Raw genomic sequence first — 18744 nt, forward strand, 5'->3', positions numbered from 1 at the left:
ACCGGACAGCGCCGATCAACCTGAGAGCCAAGGAGAAATGGCATGACGATCCATCAGAAGCCGGAAGAACCGGCAGTCGAGATCAAGACGCCGAACGGCCTGCGCGAAGCCGGCGGGCGGTTGCATCCCGAAACGCTGGCGCTCCACGGCGGCAGCTATCGCTTCGATCCGGCAAGCGGCGCCGTCGCCGTGCCGATCTACCAGACGACCTCCTATCAACTGCCCGGCACCGACGGCGCCGACAAGCTCTTTGCGCTGGAGGCGCCGGGGCATCTCTACACCCGCGTTTCCAACCCGACGCAAGACGCGTTTGAGCAGCGGCTGGCGGAGATCGAAGGGGGAGCAGCCGCGCTGGCACTTGGCTCCGGCCAGGCGGCATCAGCCTTCGCGCTCCTGAACCTTGCGCGCTCCGGCGACAACGTCGTCAGCGCCGCCGGCCTTTATGGCGGCACCTGGGCGCTGTTTGCCGCCACGCTGAAAAGTTTCGGCATCGAGGTTCGTTTCGTCGATGCGGCTGATCCCGAGGCGTTTGCCCGGGCGACGGACGACCGGACACGTGCCTATTATGCCGAGTCCCTGCCGAATCCGAAGCTGGAGGTCTTTCCGATCGCCGAGGTCGCCGAGATCGGCAAGCGCTTCGGCATTCCGCTGGTCGTCGACAACACGGCGGCCCCGCTGACGATCCGGCCCTTCGACCACGGCGCTGCGGTAGTCGTCTATTCGACGACAAAATACATCGGCGGGCACGGTACCTCGATCGGCGGCGCGATCATCGACAGCGGCCAGTTTCCTTGGCACGAGCATGAGGCGCGCCATCCGAACCTGCACGAGCCTGACCCGAGCTACCAGGGCAAGACTTGGCTCGAAAAAGCGGCCGCGATCGCGTTTCATCCCTATATCCTGCGCGCCCGCGCGGTGCTGTTGCGCGACCTCGGCGCCGCGATCAGCCCGCTAAACGCATTCCAGTTCATCCAGGGTCTGGAAACGCTGCCGCTCCGGATCCGGCAGCACAACGAGAATGCCATCAAGGTGGCCGAGTTCCTCCGCACCCACCCGAAGGTGGCGCGGGTGATCTTCCCGAAGTTCCAGGATGGCGAGGCAAAAGCGCGCGGCGGGAAATATCTGCTGAACGGCCACTATGGCGCGCTCGTGGGCTTCGAGCTGAAGGACGGTCGCGAGGCGGGACGGCGTTTCATCGACGGGCTGAAACTGCTCTACCATGTCGCCAATATCGGCGACGCCCGCTCACTGGCCATTCATCCCGCCACGACGACGCACTCGCAGCTGTCGGAGATCGACCAGCTAAAGACCGGGGTGACGCCCGGCTATGTCAGGCTTTCGATCGGCATCGAACATCCGGACGACATCATCGGCGATCTCAGACAAGCGATCGACGCCGCCTGAGCGTAAGACGCTTTCGCATTTTCCGCGGGCTCGTCCACAGGGGCGAGCCCGCGGAGCCGTTTGCGGCTCAAAACACGTCTGTAGGCCTTTGTTTCGTTTCATGCGAAAAGAGCTTCTCGTCGCGCGTCAGCCGTCGCGGGGCATCGGGACACGCACAGGAGGAAAAGACTATGAGCAAGAATACCCAGGTCCTGCTTGCCGCGCGGCCATCCGAAAAACCGGTGCCGAGCGATTTCCGCGTCGTCGAAACGGCTATCCCGGAGCCGGCGGAAGGCGAGGTTCTCCTGAAGATCCTCTACCTTTCGCTCGACCCCTATATGCGCGGCCGCATGAATGCCGGCCGCTCCTATGCCAAGCCGGTGGAGATCGGTGCTGTCATGGAGGGCGGCACGGTCGCCCGCGTCCTCCGCTCGCGTCACCCGGATTTCAGCGACGGCGATTTCGTTCTTTCCCACTCCGGCTGGCAAAGCTATGCGCTGTCGCGTGGTACTGACTTGCGCAAGCTCGATCCGGCGGCCGCACCTCTTTCGACGGCACTCGGCATTCTCGGCATGCCCGGTTTCACCGCCTATGCGGGGCTGCTGACGATCGGCAAACCGCTGCCGGGCGAAACGGTCGTCGTGGCGGCTGCAAGCGGCGCCGTCGGCTCGGCGGTCGGGCAGATTGCCCGCATCAAGGGTGCGCGCGCAGTCGGGATTGCCGGCGGGGCGGACAAATGCGCCTTCATTCGCGACACGCTCGGCTTCGACGCGGTGATCGATCACCGCGCGCCTGATTTCGCCGAACAGCTCGCCGCCGCCTGCCCCAAAGGCATCGACGTCTATTTCGAGAATGTCGGCGGTCATGTCTGGGATGCGGTGTTCCCGCTGTTGAACGACTTCGCTCGCGTGCCCGTCTGCGGCCTGATTGCGCACTACAACCAGCCCGCAGGCGCGCAAGCCGGGAGCGACCGGTTGCCCGGCGTCATGCGCGAAGTGCTCAGCCGGAGCCTGCTCATCCGGGGTTTCATCCAGCGCGAGTTTGCCGATCAGAGGCCGCTCTTCTATCAGGAGATGGCCGGCTGGATCAAAAGCGGCGAAGTCCGCTACCGCGAAGACATCGTCGACGGGCTCGAGAATGCGCCGGAAGCCTTCATCGGTCTGCTGGACGGCCGCAATTTCGGCAAGCTGGTGATCCGGGTCGCCGCCGAAAACTAAAAGGGCTCGGGCCCGGCGTTACTGCTGGGCGAAGCCGGCCTTGGCGAGACCGTCATCAAGCAACGCGATCAGGTCCGGCGCGTAGCCGCGAGCGACCAGTTCCGTATCGTACGGCTGCGACGCGCGCGTTTCGTTCAGGCGCAATCCGTCCAAGGCGCTGGTCGCTTCCCGCGTCAGGCCGAGTTGGCCTGCCGCTGCCACGCGCAGGAGATTGACCGCCATGTCCGCCGGATTGGCAAGCTCGCGTGCGCGCCTCAGCGCTTCGCGGTAGCGCCCGCTGCGGTAGTCTTCCAGCGCCAGGGTCAGCGCGGCATCGTGGTGAAGATACTCGCTGCCGGCATCCGCCACACGGGCCAGATTCACCCCTTGCGAATAGGCGCCGCTGACGAAAAGCAGCAGGCCTAGCCGCGCCGGAATGGCGTCGTCGAGCGGATTGAGTGCCGCCGCGCGCCGACCGGAAATGAACGCCGCTTCCCTATCGCCGGCTGCAAAGCGCGCTTGCATCTGGGCGACGTAGCTCTGGCTCGATTGCGGTGCCAGCGCAACGGCCTTGTCGGCGAGCTTCAGCGCACGCTCAGCCACCGTCGGCGCCGCGCTCGCTTCACCGGTTGCCACCAACACCATCGCCAAGCTCGCCAAAACATCGGCGTCGGCGGCCTGGTAGGCGACGGATTTTTCAAGGCAGCCGTGGGCCGAAACCAGTCCCTCAGGGTCGATCCGCGCCAGTGCCACATCCGCCTGAAGCACGCAGCCGAAGCCGATCGACGGCGTCACCAGTTGCCGCGCAGCCTCCAGACTGACAATGACGCCCTCTTCGCCGGCAAGCGAAAGGGCCAGACGAGAAAGCAGCTTTTCCTGTATTTCCTGCGCGTCGCCGCTGTCGAGCGCCACCTTCGAGCTGCCGGACCTCAACGCCTCGTTGCTTTGCACATCGATCACCTGCCAGGAGACCTCATGCCGGCGCTCGTCGGTGCTGTAGGCGATGGAAAGCCTGTATTCCTTGCTGCCCTGCAGCTTGACCGGCGGCGCGGACGAAACCCACCCGGTTATCGACGCCACGTCGACACCCGCGGGCGAGACCGGCGCAAGGGTGCGGACGGCGGAAAACTGCGAGAGTGCGTGGACCAGATAGTCACCCGCCTTCTTCTGCACGTCGTCGTCGGCCCCGAGCCGCGTCGGCACCTCAACGACGATCGTCGGCTTGGCCGAGAAAACCGGCTGCCAGGGAAGATGGTCGGCAACGGACACGTAGAAGGCCCCGGCCATGACCGCCACGCCGGTTCCAAGTGCCGCGAAGCCCGCAAGCGGGCGCCATTTGCGGGCAAGAACGGCAGGCGCAATCGCGAGCTCGATGGGCTGCTCGGCTGCCGCCTCAGCAACCGGCGTCGTGCTCTCGAGCACCCCTCTCAAAGGCTCACCGCTGATCACGAATTGCGGAACGTAATTGCCTTTCGGCAGCTCGATGCGAATCTCCGCTCTTTCGCCGAGCGCCTCGTAATATTGCGCCAGGGCCGCGCGCAGGCGCGACGCCTCCACACGCACGATCGGATCGGTCGCAGGATCGAAGGAGGCGGGCCGTCCGAAGACGTCAATGGCGATCGTGTAGGCTTTCACCTGGCCCGAACGGCCAGCGAAAAACTCGTCAACCAGGTACCGCAACAGCTTGCGATGACGCTCGGTCGCGTGAAACTGGCTGTCGGCAAGAATGCGCTCAAGGGCGGCTCGCGCCTCGCATTCTGCAACGGCAATGCAGTTCGTATGACCCGCATTTCTGCTGGCTTCCATGATGCGCTCCCAACTGCCACAACCCCAAAGAGAGTGCAACGCGAGGCGAACTCTAGACGAGAGCTTCTGTGGCGGAAAGAAGAATATCGCACCGTCACAAAATATTTTCATCGAAGAATTGAATCATTTTAAGTTGGAACAGGAACGCTCGATCATTCCCATAGAATTCTTGTGGGGTTTTCGTCGCTCTGACAAGCTCAAGCGAGCTATTTGTTAATCACAACGGACTACGCTCACGTCCCCGTATCGGCGATACAGACGGAAATGACCTCTTCTTCGATCTCGCGACAGATCAATTCATACTCCGAGATCATCGGATGATCCAGAGGGGCGAGACGCCTTTGCCGGTCAAGCATAGAGCTCGCTTCCTCATAGGCTTCGCAGAGGCTTGCCAGGGACTGGTTCTTGGCACAGAGCAATTGCAACTGGCCGCGCAGAGCCGGCAGCCTGAGCATAAGCTTCAGTAGTCCCCGTTGAGAGGCTGCGCTGGGCATGGGTTACCATCCGTTTGAACGACAATCGATGCTCATGCCTTTGCATTCCCCAAGGTGTCAGCGACGACCCGACACCGTTGCGGGCGGGGGCCGGCTCGCCGGTCGGTGCTTGTGGCCAATCCGGCCCTCGCTTACCTCTCCCCTGAGCGAAAAGTGGCACGAACGCCGATTTTCGGAAGTACGTAACAGTAACATTGGCCCGGATTGCCGGCGCCTTGGCAATCTTCGCCTGGAATCCCATGATTCCGGCCGTCAGCAGCCGCACAGGCGGCACACGCGATATCGCGATCGATGTTGAGAGATGTTCCGCGGCGGGAAAGACGAGCAAGAGCACCATCGTCCGCGCGACGATAGTCGACCACGGCCCCGCGCTAAAGTCGCACTTGGCACTCGGCCCTCGCCCCGACATCGATAGCTGAGGCGCACGGCGCCAGCCGTGCAGCCACCTATTTTTCGAAGGCGTAGATCTTGCGCCAGTCGTTCTTCATATCGACCAGAAGCCAGTTTCGCTGCTCGGCCTCGGTCATCGCCTTGTCCAGCTTGCCGACAGGGGATTGCCGATCATAGGCCCATTCGCGCTCCCCGTCCGTATGGTGCACGATCATGCCGAAACGCGGGCCGGAGCCCGCCGTTACCCAACGCAGCATCTCATAGTCGCCATCGGAATTACCGGCGGCGAAGATCGGGCGGCGACCGATAAAGGTGTTGATCCCGACCGGCTTGCCGGCACCGTCGTCGATGAAGTCGATCTTGGGCTCCCGCATCAGCACCGGCGCGTCGCCGTCGAGTTCGTACTTCGTCGTGATGCTGCTGCCGACCACCTGCTCGGGTGGGATCCCATACATCTGTTCGGTCATCGGCCGCATGAATTCGATGCCGCCGCCCGAGACGATATAGGTCTTGAAGCCGTTTGCCCTGAGATAATCGAGCAACTCGCGCATCGGCAGAAAGGTGACCTCGTTATAGGGGCAATCGAAGCGCGGATGCCGGGCGGTTGCAAACCAATCCGTGACCGTTTTCGTGAACGCGTCCGTCGTCATGCCGGCATGGGTCGCCATGACCAACTCGACGATGCCTTTTTCGCCGGCGGCGGCAACGCCTGCCATGTCCCCCTTCAGCAGCGATGCGAAAGGCTCCTTGTCCTTCCATTCGGGGTGCTCGGGCGCCATCGCCTTGACGCGGTCGATGGCGAACATGCCCTGGAAATAGTTCGGCTGCTCGGTCCACAGCGTGCCGTCATTGTCGAAGACGGCGATCCGCTCTGCCGGCGACACGAAATCGGCGCTGCCCTCGCTGGTGACCCGTGTGACGAAATCGACGATCTCGGTTTTCGCCTCGCCATCGTTCCACGAAGGCAGAATGTCGGCCGGCGCATCGGCCGCCACAAGGGCAACAGGTGAGGCGAAGGCCGCAACGAACGCGAGCAGCAGGCCAGCGAGCCTTGCGCGACGCCGCGGTTTGCAAGCCCTTTCGTCCATCACGAACCCCAGACGCATCGCTGTTGCCGTCATCATCCATCCTCCTGGCGGAACGGTTTTCAAGTCCTCCGGCCGGATCAGGGCCGCCGAATGCAACGGAACCCAATATGGGTCGTCGCCGCGTTTTCCTCGTGCGCGTGACGCGCCGCCGGACGATACCGACGGCAATAGTTAGGCGCGCAGAGATGGGATCCGCCTTTCACGACGCGACGGGCGATATGGATCGTCGGCTGCCGCGGATCGAAACTCGCTTCCCGGTCCCCGCCCCGCGGATTGGCGGGTATGCAGCAGCTCTTTTGCGCCGGCGCAGGGTGGCGGGTGGACCAGTAGTCGCTGGTCCATTCCCAGGTATTGCCGATCATGTCGTAGAGGCCGTAGCCATTGGCGGGAAAGCTCGCGACCGGCGAGGTCCGCTCGAAGCCGTCGGGCTTCAGGTTTTCCGTCGGAAATATGCCGTGCCAGGTGTTTGCCATGAAACGTCCCTCGGGCACCAGTTCGTCCCCCCAGGCAAATTCCGCGCCTTCGAGCCCGCCTTTCGCGGCGAACTCCCATTCGGCCTCCGTCGGCAGGTCCTTTCCCGCCCAGGCGGCATAGGCCTTGGCGTCGAGGTAGGAGACCTGCACCACCGGATGGTCGAGTTTGCCGCGGATGTTGCTCTGCCGCCCATAGGGCCGCCGCCAGTCGGCGCCGAACTTGAAGTTCCACCATTGCGACGGACTGTTGCTGGTCACCCGCTTCGGCGGGTCGAAGATCACTGAACCCGCCCGCATCATTTCCGGAAGCGCGCCCGGATAGTCCTTCGGATCGGGCGTCTTCTCCGCCTCGGTCACGTAGCCGGTCGCCTCGACGAAGGCGGCGAACTGCCGGTTGGTAACGGGCGTGACGTCGATCCAGAAGCCGTCAACTTTCACCGGATGGGCCGGCGCTTCCTCCGGATAGTGCTTGTCCGAACCCATGAGAAAGGTCCCGCCCTCGATCCAGATTTGCTCGCGGGCGCTGATCGCCGCCGGCGTTTCGTCGACAAGGGGCATTTTCGGGGACATTTGCATGTGGCTCTGATCTCCCTTGGCACCGTCGGCTAGCACGCGCGCGGACGGTCTGCACACGTTAGCGCCAAATGACCGCTGCCCAAAGTACGTAACCGTTACGCAATCGCCCAAAGCCCTCGGGGCGCAGGCCGCGTGCCACAAGAGGTATCCGCCATCGCCGCTCAGGCCTTCGTTACTGTTACGTTCTTTCCAATTGGCCTGATTTAACAATAAGCTCTCGCGAAAGTTCATGACGACTGATGTTGCCGGCGGGGCAAGGGAGCAGGACTTCATGGGTGCACGCGACGATATCCAACAACTCGGCAAGCGCATCGGCGAAGCGATCATCGGCCAGGAGGGCATGATCGAGCGCTTGCTGCTGGGGCTGCTCAGCAACGGCCATCTGCTGGTCGAGGGCCTGCCCGGACTTGCGAAAACCCGAGCGATCAAGAGCATGGCCAAAAACCTCGATGCGGAGCTTTCGCGCATCCAGTTCACACCCGACCTCTTGCCCGCCGACATCACGGGGTCCGAGATCTATTTTTCCGAGGGCGGCAAGGGCGCGTTCCAGTTCCAGGAAGGGCCGATCTTCGCCAATCTCATCCTCGCCGACGAGGTGAACCGGGCGCCGGCCAAGGTGCAATCGGCGCTGCTCGAGGCGATGGAGGAACGCCAGGTCACGATCGGCGGCAAGAGCCATGTGCTGCCCGATCTCTTTTTGGTCATGGCGACCCAGAACCCGATCGAGCAGGAAGGCACCTATCCGCTTCCCGAAGCGCAACTGGATCGCTTCCTCATGCACATCCAGGTGGATTATCCGGACGCAGCCTCTGAGGCAGACATCATGCGGCTCGTGCGCTCGGAGGAAACCAACGCCAAGTCCAACAATCATGCGACGGAGAAGCTTGCCCAGGACGCGGTCTTTGCCGCACGCAAGGAAATATCGGCGATCACCGTTTCCGAAGCGATCGAGAACTACATCGTCGCGCTGGTGATGGCGACACGTTATCCCGACAAGGTCGACAAGGATCTGGCCAAGTGGCTTCAGGTCGGCGTGAGCCCGCGCGGCGTCATCGGCCTCGATAAGGTTTCGCGGGCGCACGCCTGGTTGAACGGCCGCGATTTCGTCACGCCCGACGATGTGCAGGCGACCGTGCACGATGTCTTTCGCCATCGCCTGGTGCTCTCTTACGAAGCGCATGCCGGCGGCACCACCGCCAACCAGGTGATCGACCGCATCGTCGAGCTCGTCGCGGTCGCCTGAGGATGGAGGTTCGCCGATGGCCATATCCCTGCCGGCCCTCGCCCGCTCACGCGGCATCATAAAGCCCCGCACCGCCGACACCACCGGCGTCTACACCTCGGTGGACGCACTTGTCGGCCTCGAAGCCATGGCCCGCGACCTGACGTTCCTGCGCAAGGCGCCGGTGCGCCGCCTGCTTGCCGGCCGTCACGAATCACGCATGCGCGGCCGCGGACTTTCCTTCGAGGAACTACGCAACTACCTGCCCGGCGACGACATCCGCGCCATCGACTGGCGCGTGACGGCGCGCACCGGCAAGCCGGTCGTCCGCGTTTATGACGAAGAGAAGGACCGGCCGGCCCTCATCCTCGTCGACCAGCGCATCAACATGTTCTTCGGCAGCCGCCGCGCGATGAAGTCGGTCGCCGCGGCGGAAGTGGCAGCGCTCTCCGCCTGGCGCGTGCTGGCCCTTGGCGACCGTGTCGGCGGCTTCGTCTTCGGCGACGAGGAGGTGACCGAAACGCGCCCATACCGCAGCCGCGAAGCGGTGATCCGGCTCGCCGACAGCATCGTTCGCCACAATACCGCACTGCAGGCCGGTTCGCAGGCGCCGCATGGAGCCGAGCAGCTCGACGTCGTGCTGACGACCGTCGCCAACATCGCCCGGCACGATCACCTGATCATCGTCGTCAGCGACTTCGACGGCTACAGCCTCGAAACCCGCGACATGCTTTTGAAGCTTTCGGCCCACAACGATGTGATCTGCGTTCTGATCTACGATCCCTTCCTGCTCGAACTGCCGCGCAAGGGCGATATCGTCTTTAGCGGCGGGCTGCTTCAGGCCGAAGTGCAGTTCGGCCACGGCAATGTGCGCGAGGCGATCGACAGCTTTGCCCGCAAGCGCGGGCGAGCGCTGCGCGCCTGGCAGGAGGAGCTCGGCCTGCCCATGCTGCCGATCTCTGCGGCGGAAGAGGTGGCGCCGCAGCTGCGCACCATGCTCGGCCAGCTCGCCAGCCGGCAGCGGAGGCGATGATGGCGACAGCGGCACCTGCGAAAGATCCGATACTCGACGCCGCCCTTCGGCAGCTCGCGGATATCGCCTTGCCGCAGCCTGTCTCGATGATGCCCCAGACCCCGGCATGGGTGGTGCTCGGCTGCATTGTCCTTCTCATGGCGGCCTTTGCCTGCTGGCGCTGGTACCGGCGCTGGGAGGCCAACAGCTACCGCCGCGAGGCGCTCGCCGACCTCAGAAAGATAGAAGCCGGATTGACCGCCACCGGATCGCGTGGCGAGGCGCTCGCGGCCCTGCCTGTCCTTTTGAAGCGGACCGCGCTCTCGGTCTGGCCACGCGAAGCCATTGCCGGCCTGCACGGCACCGGCTGGACCAAATATCTCGACGCTCATTCCGGCGGCCCCGTCTTTCCGATCGCCTCTGCGCGTTTTTTCGAGGAAGCCGAGTATCGTGGCAGCCAGGCGCTCGCCGCGGTTCCGGAGGCTGAGGCAAAGGCCTACATCGCGGCAGCGCGGCACTGGATCGAGGCGCATCATGTACGTGCTTGACCACGCCTGGGCACTGATCCTTCTGCCGTTGCCCTTCCTTGTCTGGTGGCTGCTTCCGCCATACCGCGAGCAGTCGGCCGCCGTCAGGGTGCCGTTCTTCAAGGACATCACCGCGGCGGCCAATCTCGGTCCGACCGAAGGCTCCGTCGTTCCGAGAACCAATCTCGGCCAGAAGGTGATCGCACCCATCTGCTGGACGCTGATCGTGCTGGCGCTGGCGCGGCCGCAATATGTCGAGCCGCCGATCGAAAAGGTCGAACCGCAGCGCGACCTGATGTTGGCGATCGATCTGTCACAGTCGATGGACACGCGCGACTTTCGCGATCCCGCCGGCAACCTGCAGACCCGCGCCGAAGCGGTGCACGCGGTGGTCGCCGACTTCATCGACCGGCGGCCCAATGACCGGTTGGGCCTGATCGCCTTTGGCGATGCGCCCTATCCGCTGGTACCGTTCACGCTCGACCACAAGACCGTCAAGCTGATGCTGGCCGACAGCCTGCCGGGCATGGCCGGTCCCCGCACCGCCGTCGGCGATGCGATCGGGCTGGCGATCAAAATGTTCGACGCCAGCACCGCGCCGGACAAGGTGATGATCCTCTTGACCGACGGCAACGACACCGCCAGCAAGATGCCGCCCGACAAGGCCGCCGGCATCGCCGCCGAGCGAAAGGTGGTGATCCACACGGTCGGCATCGGCGATCCCAATGCTCAAGGAGAGCAAAAGCTCGACACCGCGGCACTCCAGCAGATCGCCGAAGCGACGAAGGGGCGCTACTTCTTCGGCCAGGATCAGGCCGGTCTGCAGAACATCTACCAATTGCTCGACCAGTTGACGCCGGCAAACCAGAAGACGCTCTCCTGGCGGCCGCGCATCGAGCTGTTCTACTATCCGCTGGGTGCGGCACTCCTGCTGGTGCTCGCCTATCACGCCGTCATGTGGCTCCTATCCTCGCTCGGTGACCGGCGTCAGCGCCGGGAGGCAGCGCCATGATCGCCGATTTTCACTTTCTGCGGCCGCTGTGGCTGCTGGCGCTCGCCGCCGTCCCGCTGCTGATCTACCTCGTCACCCGGCGCGGCGATGTCCGCTCGCAGTGGCAGGACATGATCGCACCGCATCTGCTCGATCACCTGCTGATCGACAAGGGCGGGAAACGGCGCTTCCAGCCGGTGCACGTCACCGCCGCACTGATCGCCGTTGCGGCGATCGCAGCCGCTGGCCCGACCTGGCAGCGTGAACGGCCGCCCTTCGTCGAGGACACCGCACCTCTGGCAATCGCCATCGACCTCAACCCGACGATGAACGCGACCGATGTTTCGCCGACGCGGCTCGAACGCGCCAAATTGAAGGTCCAGGACATTCTCGACAGGAGGAAAGGCTCGCGCACCGCCTTGTTCGCCTATGCCGGCTCCGCCCACATGGTGCTGCCGCTCAGCGACGATGCCGCGCTGGTCAAATCCTACCTCGCCGCGCTGTCGCCGCAGATCATGCCCGTCGAGGGTAAGGACACAGCCAAGGCCCTCCAGGAGGTCGAAAAAGCGCTCGCCAACGAAACGGTGCCTGGCACCATCCTGTTCATGACCGACGGCGTCGAGCGTTCCGCCTTCCCGGCCTTCGGTGGGTATCAGGGGCGCAACTCGCTGATGGTGCTCGGCATCGGCAGGGCAGAAGGCGGTCCGGTCAAGACGGCGGACGGCGGGTTCCTGACCGACGCCACCGGCGCGCATGTCAGGGCGAAGCTCGATGTCGACGGCCTCAAGGCGCTGCAGTCCGCATCCAAGGCCGAGGTGGCGTCGGTCACATCCGACGACGCCGACGTCAGCTGGATCATCAGGCGCATCCAGACGAATTTTGCAGCGAAGACGGCCGAAGGGCTGACGCGCTGGTACGATCTCGGCTGGTGGCTGACGATTCCGATCGCCGTCTTCGGCCTCTTCTGGTTCCGACGCGGCTGGACCATACGCTGGGCGGTCTATCTGCTCGCGGCCACTTCGCTCATGGGCAGCGAACGGGTGGAGGCGGCGGACAATCGCTTTATCGACCTCTGGCTCACTCCGGACCAGCAGGGCCGTCGCGCCTTCGAACAGGGCGATTTCCAGGGGGCCTCTGAAACGTTCGCGGATCCCGCCTGGCGCGGCGCAGCGCTCTACCGCGCCGGCCGTTTCCAGGATGCGATCGACACCTTTGCCGAGAGCGATACGGCGGAAAGCTACTACAATCAGGGCAATGCCCTCCTGCACCTCGACAAGGCCGAGGAGGCGATCGCCGCCTACGAGCAGGCGCTAAAGCGCCGCCCCGACTGGACCGACGCCCAAAAGAACCTCGAGATCGCCAAAAAGCGCAAGGCCGACAAGGACAAGCAGGAACAGGACGCACAGCAGGAACAGGCGGGCATTGACCCGGACCAGGTCCAGTTCGACGACAAGGGCAAGAAGGGAACGGAAGCGACCGTTCAGGGCGGACCGCAGACGGCCGACATGTGGATGCGCAACATCCAGGTGTCGCCGGCCGAACTGCTGGCACGAAAATTTGCGATCGAAGCAAAGGAGGCGGCCCCGTGACAGCCCTCGCCGCCCTGCCGCGGCTGATCATCTGGCTCCTCGGCCTGTCGCTTTGGCTTGCAGGCACGGCCTTCGCCGCCGATCCCTTTGCCCGCGCGACGCTCACGACCAAGGCGCCGATTTATGCCGGCCAGCAGATCGAGGTCGACGTCGACGTCTTCGTGCCGAACTACTTCCTTTCGCCGCCGCAGTTTCCTCTGTTCGATCTTCCCGGCACTGTCGTCACCATGCCCGACGAACGCGGCATGAACCTCAACGAGACCGTCAACGGCGAGGCCTTCTCAGGCATCCGCAAAACCTACGCGATCAACCCACAGGCGGCAGGCGACTACGTGCTACCGCCCGCCATCATTCCGTTCGGCTATGCCGCCGTACCCGGCCAGATGAGCAAGGGTCAGGTGACGTTGCCTTCGCTCAAGTTCACGGTCGAAGCCGTTCCGCAAGGCGCAGGTGGAGAGGCCGGCGTCACCGCCGGAGAAATCACCCTCACCCAGTCTTTCGACCGGGATCCCGCGGGGCTAAAGGCAGGCGATGCCCTGGTGCGGACCATCACCATCCGCGCCGCCGGCCTGGCGCCGATGATGATCCCCGAACCGACCTTCGACGCCCCCGCGGACGTGCAGATTTACCGGCACGATCCGGTGCTTTCGGAGGAGCGCACGTCACGCGGGGATATCACGGCGGGACTGCGCAAGGACGTGGCAACCTACGTCTTTGCAAAGCCCGGCACCTACGCGCTTCCAGCGATCAGCCTGCCCTGGTTCGACCCGGCGAGCGGATCGATGCAGACGGCCGAGGCGGCCAGAGTGACCGTCAGCGTCAACGCTGCCCCAGCGGCTGCGCCCGCACTCGCCCCGCCTGCGCCGCCGCCCGCTGAGGAACCTTTCGACTGGTTGTGGTGGCTCGGCATCGCGACATCGATCGCCGCTCTCGCGGCGCTTATCCAGCTGGCCGCCAATCTGTTCGGCCGCCTCGAAACCTGGCTGGAAACCGCGCTCGAGCAGAGGGCGCAATCCGAGGCCACGGCATTTCGCCACGTGCTCGACGCCTGTCGGGATCACGACCCCACGCGGCTGGAGACGGCGGTCGACCATTGGTCACGCCGGACTGGCAACACGCCGGTCTCGCGCTGGCTCGACAGCTTCGCCGACCCGGCGACGGCAAACGCTTTTGCCGATTATCGCCGCAGCCGCTATGGCAGCAGCAGCTCCCATCAGGGCGGGCCAGATCTCCTGCGGTTACGCAGCGGTCTGAACGTGGCGAGACAGCGCTGGCTGGCCGAAACCTCCGCTGATAGCGGCGGCCCGACATCGGACTTGCCCGATCTTAATCCCGGTCTGGAGGCCGCGCCGCCAAGGCGCTTCGGAGCCGTCAGCCGGACTTGATTTACCCGCCGTCGCCGGTCTTCGTAACTGTTACGTACTTACCCGCGGACGCCCGCCGGTAGAAGTTGCATCGGTAAATCCGAAACTTTGGCTGCATTCCGAGAGTGTTTGCTTGCTGCCTCAGGGAGACATGAGATGAGTATCGATCTGAAGAACAGGCTTGGCCGGCTCGCCGCGTGTACCATCGGGCATGCCGCGAAACCGAAAGCGCTGGCGCTCGCCGGCGCCGTGCTAATGTCGTCGATTTCCGCCTCCGTGCTGCCGGCCTTCGCGCAGGATGCCGCCAGGCCCAACATCCTCGTCATCTTTGGCGACGATATCGGCCAGACCAATATCAGCGCCTACTCCTTCGGCGTTGTCGGATACAAGACCCCGAACATCGACCGGCTCGCAAGAGAAGGCGTGATGTTCACGGATTACTATGCGGAGAATAGCTGTACAGCCGGTCGCTCGACCTTCATCACCGGGCAGTCAGTGCTGCGCACAGGCATGTCCAAGGTCGGCGTGCCCGGCGCTCCGGTCGGACTCCAGGACCGCGACGTGACCATTGCGCAGGCGCTGAAGCCTCTCGGCTACGCCACCGGCCAGTTCGGCAAGAACCACCTTGGCGACCAGGACCGCTTCCTGCCGACGGCACACGGCTTCGATGAGTTTTTCGGCAATCTCTATCACCTCAATGCCGAAGAAGAACCGGAGCGCCCATACTGGCCGAAGGATCCCAATGATCCCTTCGTCAAGGCGGCCACACCTCGCGGCGTGCTGCACTCTTTTGCCGATGGCAAGATTGAGGATACAGGCGCACTGAACTCCAAGCGCATGGAAACGATCGACGACGAGACGACGTCGGCAGCCATCGGCTTCATGGAAAAGCAGGTCAAGGAAGGTAAACCGTTCTTCACCTGGATGAACACCACGCGCATGCACCTCTTCACCCACGTGCGCGATCAGTACAAGGGCCAGAGTGGGATGCCGGGCAACGACTATGCCGACGGCATGGTCGAGCATGACAATGACGTGGGCAAGCTCCTGAAGGCGATCGACGACCTGAAGATCGCCGACAACACCATCGTCATCTACGCGACCGACAATGGTCCCAACCAGTTCTCCTGGCCGGACGCGGCAACCACACCGTTCCGCAGCGAAAAGGACTCGAACTGGGAAGGCGCCTTCCGTGTTCCCGCCATCATTCGCTGGCCGGGCAAGATCAAGCCGGGTGTTTCCAACGAAATGGTCTCCGGCCTCGACTGGTTCCCGACGCTGCTTGCCGCAGCCGGCGACAACGACATCAAGGATCGGCTGTTGAAGGGTACCAAGCTCGGAGACAAGGACTTCAAGGTGCACCTCGACGGCTACAACCAACTTCCCTACCTGCTTGGCGAGCAGCCGAAGGGCGCACGCAACGAGTTCTACTATTTCAACGACGATGCCAAGCTCGTCGGCATGCGCTTTGACAACTGGAAGGCGGTCTTCTGCGAGATGCGCAAGCCCGGTGGCTTCGACGTCTGGCAGGACCCCTTTGTCTGCTTGCGCGTGCCGAAGATGTTCAACCTGCGCATGGACCCCTATGAGAGGGCCGATATCGTCTCCGATCAGTACAACGACTGGAGAACGAAGAATGTCTATCTTGTCGGGATTGCTACCATGAAGGCCGCAACCTTCCTGGAGACCTTCATCGAGTATCCGCCAAGCCAGAAGCCCGCCAGCTTCTCGGTCGACCAGGTGGAAGAAGGCGTGCATGCCAAGATCAATGCTATCCTGGCGAAGACCCCGGCTGCCCAGTAATGCGCGAAGGCGGCGCTGAAGCGCCGCCTTTTCTATCTTGCCTTTCCTAACAATGGCATGACGCGATGACGACGAAGAACAGCCCGCCCATGCGACCGATCGCTCTTGGCGAGACGACTGGAGGCCCGATGACCGGGCAACGGATTCAGGCCTTCCGGCCGGCAATCGCCGCCTTCATGCTCTTCCTCTCCGGCACCGCCGCCCTGGTCTTTCAGGTTCTCTGGATCAAGCAGCTTTCGCTGGTCACCGGCGTCGATGTCTATGCGGTCAGCACCGGGGTCAGCGCCTTCTTCCTCGGCCTTGCGCTCGGCAGTTTTGTCCTTGGCCGTGCCGGCGACCGTTCCCGCCAGCCGCTCCGCCTCTATGCCCTGCTTGAAACCGGGGTCGCCATGCTCGGCGCCGGCGTCACCTTCATCCTTTCCAGAATCGCGCCGGTCTTCGTCGCGATTGAGGGCACCAGCCCGATGGCCGCCTGGGCCCTGCTGGTCCTGATCGTGGCAACGCCAGCCTTCCTGATGGGCGGCACCCTGCCGGTCCTGCTGCGGGCGCTAAACGCCGCAGCAGGCAGCGTCGCCGCAAAGGGCGGCAGGCTCTATGCCGCCAATACGCTCGGCGCGATCGCCGGGTGCCTGGCGGTCTCTTTCGTCCTTATTCCCACCCTCGGCGTTCAGGCGACAGGGCTTGCGGCAGCAGGGCTCGGCCTTGTCGCCGCAGCGATCGCGCTTTCCCTGAATGTGCCTATCGCCCGGGAACCTGTTCAAGGGACACTCCCTGGGGAAACGCGTAGCGCTAACGGTTCGCGGCTGGCGCTTGTCCTCTATGCCATCGCCGGCGGTATCGCCCTTGGCTATGAAGTGGCCTGGTCGCAGGCGATCGTGCAGTTCATCTCCACCCGCTCCTTCGCCTTTTCCGTGGTGCTTGCCACCTATCTTTCTGGCCTTGCCCTCGGCGCCGCCCTTTTTGCGCGCCGGAGCGAGCGCCTGTCCGACCCCTGGGGCGCCTTCGGCTTGTTGATCACGCTCGCCGGCCTGGTCGCGCTGGCCGAGCTTGCGCTGCTTGGCCCCTGGCTGACGGCGCTGCAGACCAGCGCTGAGGCCGCCGTCGCCGACGTCACCGGTAGCATCTTTGCCGGCATGTGCGCGCGCTTCCTGGTTGCCGCGCTGACGATCGTCTTTATCCCGACGCTGATCCTCGGCGCCGCCTTCCCGGTCGCCCTCAGGCTCGCCGTCGACCCTGAACACGCCGGCCGCGACACCGGCCGGGTTCTTGCCTTGAACACGCTCGGCGGCATTTTCGGCACGCTTCTGACCGGCTTTGTGCTGATCCCGTCTCTCGGTATCGTCAGAAGTTTTTCCGTCCTCGCCATTGCCGCAGCAGCAATCGGGCTCGTCGCCGTCAGTCGCGGACAGGGCGGCTGGATGGGCCGGCGGCTACTCGCACCGGCTCTCGGCACCCTCACCGTGTTGATCGCCGTCATCGTGCCGTCGGATCGGCTGGCGAGCCTGCTCAACCTTTCGCGCGGCAATGGCACGATCGTTTCCTATGAAGAGGGTCTCGGCGCCACCGTCGCCGTCATCGAACAGGGGCAGCCCGACCGCCGTTTCCGCCGCCTTTACATCCAGGGCGTTTCCAACACCGGCGATGCCATGCCGTCGCTGCGCTACATGCGGCTGCAGGCGCTGCTGCCGCTCGTCATCCACAAGGGCGAACCGAAATCGGCTCTGGTCATCGGTCTCGGTACCGGCATCACCGCCGGGTCGCTTCTCGCCTATCCCGGCCTCGACCGGCGCGTTGCCGCCGAACTCCTGCCCTCGGTCGCCCGCGCCTCGGCGCTCTTTGCCGGCAACTTCAATGCGGCTGGCGATAGCCGTCTCGACGTGCGCGTAGCCGACGGCCGGCGCGAACTGATGCGGAGCCAATCCCGCTACGATCTGATCACGCTCGAACCGCCGCCGCCCTCGGCCGCCAGCGTGGTCAACCTCTACTCGTCCGACTTCTATCGCCTGGCGCGTGAGCGCCTCGCGCCGAACGGGCTTGTCGCCCAATGGCTGCCGATCGCCACTCAGAACGACGAGGACACCCGCGCGCTCGTGCGCAGCTTCCTCGACAGTTTCCCGCATGCGACACTCTGGTCGACCGAACTGCACGAGATGCTGCTCATTGGCTCCGTCGAGCCGCAGGAGCTTGACGCTTCCCGCATTGCCGCCCGGCTCGCCGACCCGACGCTTGCAGCAGCGCTTCGCGACGTCGGCATTTCCGGACCGGCCGACCTGCTCGCGACCTGGATGTCCGATCGCACCGGGTTGGAGCGCTATGCCGGTTCGGCCCTGCCGGTCACCGACGACCAACCGCGGATCGAATATGCAAGCTGGGTTCGCCCCGACGAGTTGCAGCGCACGCTGCCGGCCCTGGTTGCCCTCCGCAGCAAGGCTCCGCTTCTCGGCGCGGACCCGGCGTTCGACAAATCCGTGACGGATGCCCACAACCGGCTGATGCTGTTCTACCAGGCCTCGCTGAATGCCTATGCCGGCTACCGCGACGAGTGGGCGCGCGACATGGAATTGCTGATGCGCGTAGAGCCGACCAATCCCTATTACCGCTGGTTCGTTTCAAGCAGCGAGCGCTGACGGCACAGCGCCGATTCCGGGCGCTACACCACGCGGCTATGCATATTCCCCAAAAAGCGGGAATGATTCCTGCGCGGTCGGAGATTGGCGCAAAATATTTGCACAGCATTCGATCGTTCCGGTACGGATTTGCAACACGGAAGCATCGACAGCGTAGTAAACTGCCCCTGTTCTTCTGCCCTTAGGCAGACAGGGAGGCATTG

General features: G+C 64.1%; 14 protein-coding genes. 10 read left to right on the forward strand and 4 right to left on the reverse strand.

Annotation, left to right across the window (positions count from 1 at the left end; genetic code table 11):
* Nucleotides 1-42: 42 nt before the first annotated feature.
* A complete protein-coding gene (locus ASE71_RS30460; protein ID WP_082566553.1) occupies nucleotides 43-1404 on the forward strand; it encodes an O-acetylhomoserine aminocarboxypropyltransferase/cysteine synthase family protein in 1362 nt (453 codons plus the stop codon).
* A 170-nt stretch (nucleotides 1405-1574) separates the two neighbouring features.
* Nucleotides 1575-2600 (forward strand): NADP-dependent oxidoreductase, encoded by a 1026-nt coding sequence (locus ASE71_RS30465; RefSeq protein WP_060521793.1) that lies wholly within the window; start codon nucleotides 1575-1577, stop codon nucleotides 2598-2600.
* An 18-nt stretch (nucleotides 2601-2618) separates the two neighbouring features.
* Here ASE71_RS30465 and ASE71_RS30470 read toward each other — a convergent pair whose 3' ends face one another.
* The 4 genes from ASE71_RS30470 to ASE71_RS30490 all read right to left on the reverse strand — a co-directional run bounded on the left by ASE71_RS30470 (nucleotide 2619) and on the right by ASE71_RS30490 (nucleotide 7400).
* A complete protein-coding gene (locus ASE71_RS30470; protein ID WP_060521794.1) occupies nucleotides 2619-4385 on the reverse strand; it encodes a tetratricopeptide repeat protein in 1767 nt (588 codons plus the stop codon).
* A gap of 233 nt (nucleotides 4386-4618) precedes the next feature.
* Entirely contained in the window at nucleotides 4619-4879 is a 261-nt protein-coding gene (locus ASE71_RS30475) for a hypothetical protein (RefSeq protein ID WP_060521795.1), read from the reverse strand.
* Nucleotides 4880-5325: 446 nt separating this feature from the next.
* Nucleotides 5326-6357, reverse strand: a complete 1032-nt coding sequence (locus tag ASE71_RS30485) for an HAD family hydrolase (protein WP_082566570.1) — start codon at nucleotides 6355-6357, stop codon at nucleotides 5326-5328.
* Between the two features lie 77 nt (nucleotides 6358-6434).
* Nucleotides 6435-7400, reverse strand: a complete 966-nt coding sequence (locus ASE71_RS30490) for a formylglycine-generating enzyme family protein (protein WP_082566554.1) — start codon at nucleotides 7398-7400, stop codon at nucleotides 6435-6437.
* Between the two features lie 277 nt (nucleotides 7401-7677).
* On the opposite strand from ASE71_RS30490, the gene ASE71_RS30495 reads away from it, so the two are divergent.
* From ASE71_RS30495 to ASE71_RS30530, 8 genes are all read left to right on the forward strand, one after another.
* Nucleotides 7678-8649 carry an AAA family ATPase gene (locus ASE71_RS30495; protein WP_060521798.1) on the forward strand — a complete coding sequence of 324 codons (972 nt, stop codon included), beginning with the start codon at nucleotides 7678-7680 and terminating at the stop codon, nucleotides 8647-8649.
* Nucleotides 8650-8665: 16 nt separating this feature from the next.
* Complete coding sequence (locus ASE71_RS30500; protein WP_082566555.1) at nucleotides 8666-9661, forward strand: DUF58 domain-containing protein; 996 nt, start codon at nucleotides 8666-8668, stop codon at nucleotides 9659-9661.
* Entirely contained in the window at nucleotides 9661-10188 is a 528-nt protein-coding gene (locus ASE71_RS30505) for a DUF4381 domain-containing protein (protein WP_060521799.1), read from the forward strand. Before ASE71_RS30500 ends, ASE71_RS30505 begins: the two co-directional genes overlap by 1 nt.
* A complete protein-coding gene (locus ASE71_RS30510; protein ID WP_034799141.1) occupies nucleotides 10175-11179 on the forward strand; it encodes a vWA domain-containing protein in 1005 nt (334 codons plus the stop codon). Before ASE71_RS30505 ends, ASE71_RS30510 begins: the two co-directional genes overlap by 14 nt.
* Nucleotides 11176-12747, forward strand: a complete 1572-nt coding sequence (locus ASE71_RS30515) for a vWA domain-containing protein (RefSeq protein ID WP_060521800.1) — start codon at nucleotides 11176-11178, stop codon at nucleotides 12745-12747. Before ASE71_RS30510 ends, ASE71_RS30515 begins: the two co-directional genes overlap by 4 nt.
* Nucleotides 12744-14132, forward strand: a complete 1389-nt coding sequence (locus tag ASE71_RS30520; protein WP_060521801.1) for a BatD family protein — start codon at nucleotides 12744-12746, stop codon at nucleotides 14130-14132. The genes ASE71_RS30515 and ASE71_RS30520 overlap by 4 nt, the downstream gene beginning before the upstream one ends.
* Before the next feature lie 135 nt (nucleotides 14133-14267).
* Nucleotides 14268-15914, forward strand: coding sequence for an arylsulfatase (locus ASE71_RS30525; protein ID WP_082566557.1), 1647 nt, complete (start codon nucleotides 14268-14270; stop codon nucleotides 15912-15914).
* Nucleotides 15915-16042: 128 nt separating this feature from the next.
* Nucleotides 16043-18541, forward strand: a complete 2499-nt coding sequence (locus tag ASE71_RS30530) for a spermidine synthase (RefSeq protein WP_060521839.1) — start codon at nucleotides 16043-16045, stop codon at nucleotides 18539-18541.
* The last annotated feature ends 203 nt before the right edge of the window (nucleotides 18542-18744 follow it).

This window comes from Ensifer sp. Root954, from assembly GCF_001429005.1.
Taxonomy (GTDB): domain Bacteria; phylum Pseudomonadota; class Alphaproteobacteria; order Rhizobiales; family Rhizobiaceae; genus Ensifer; species Ensifer adhaerens.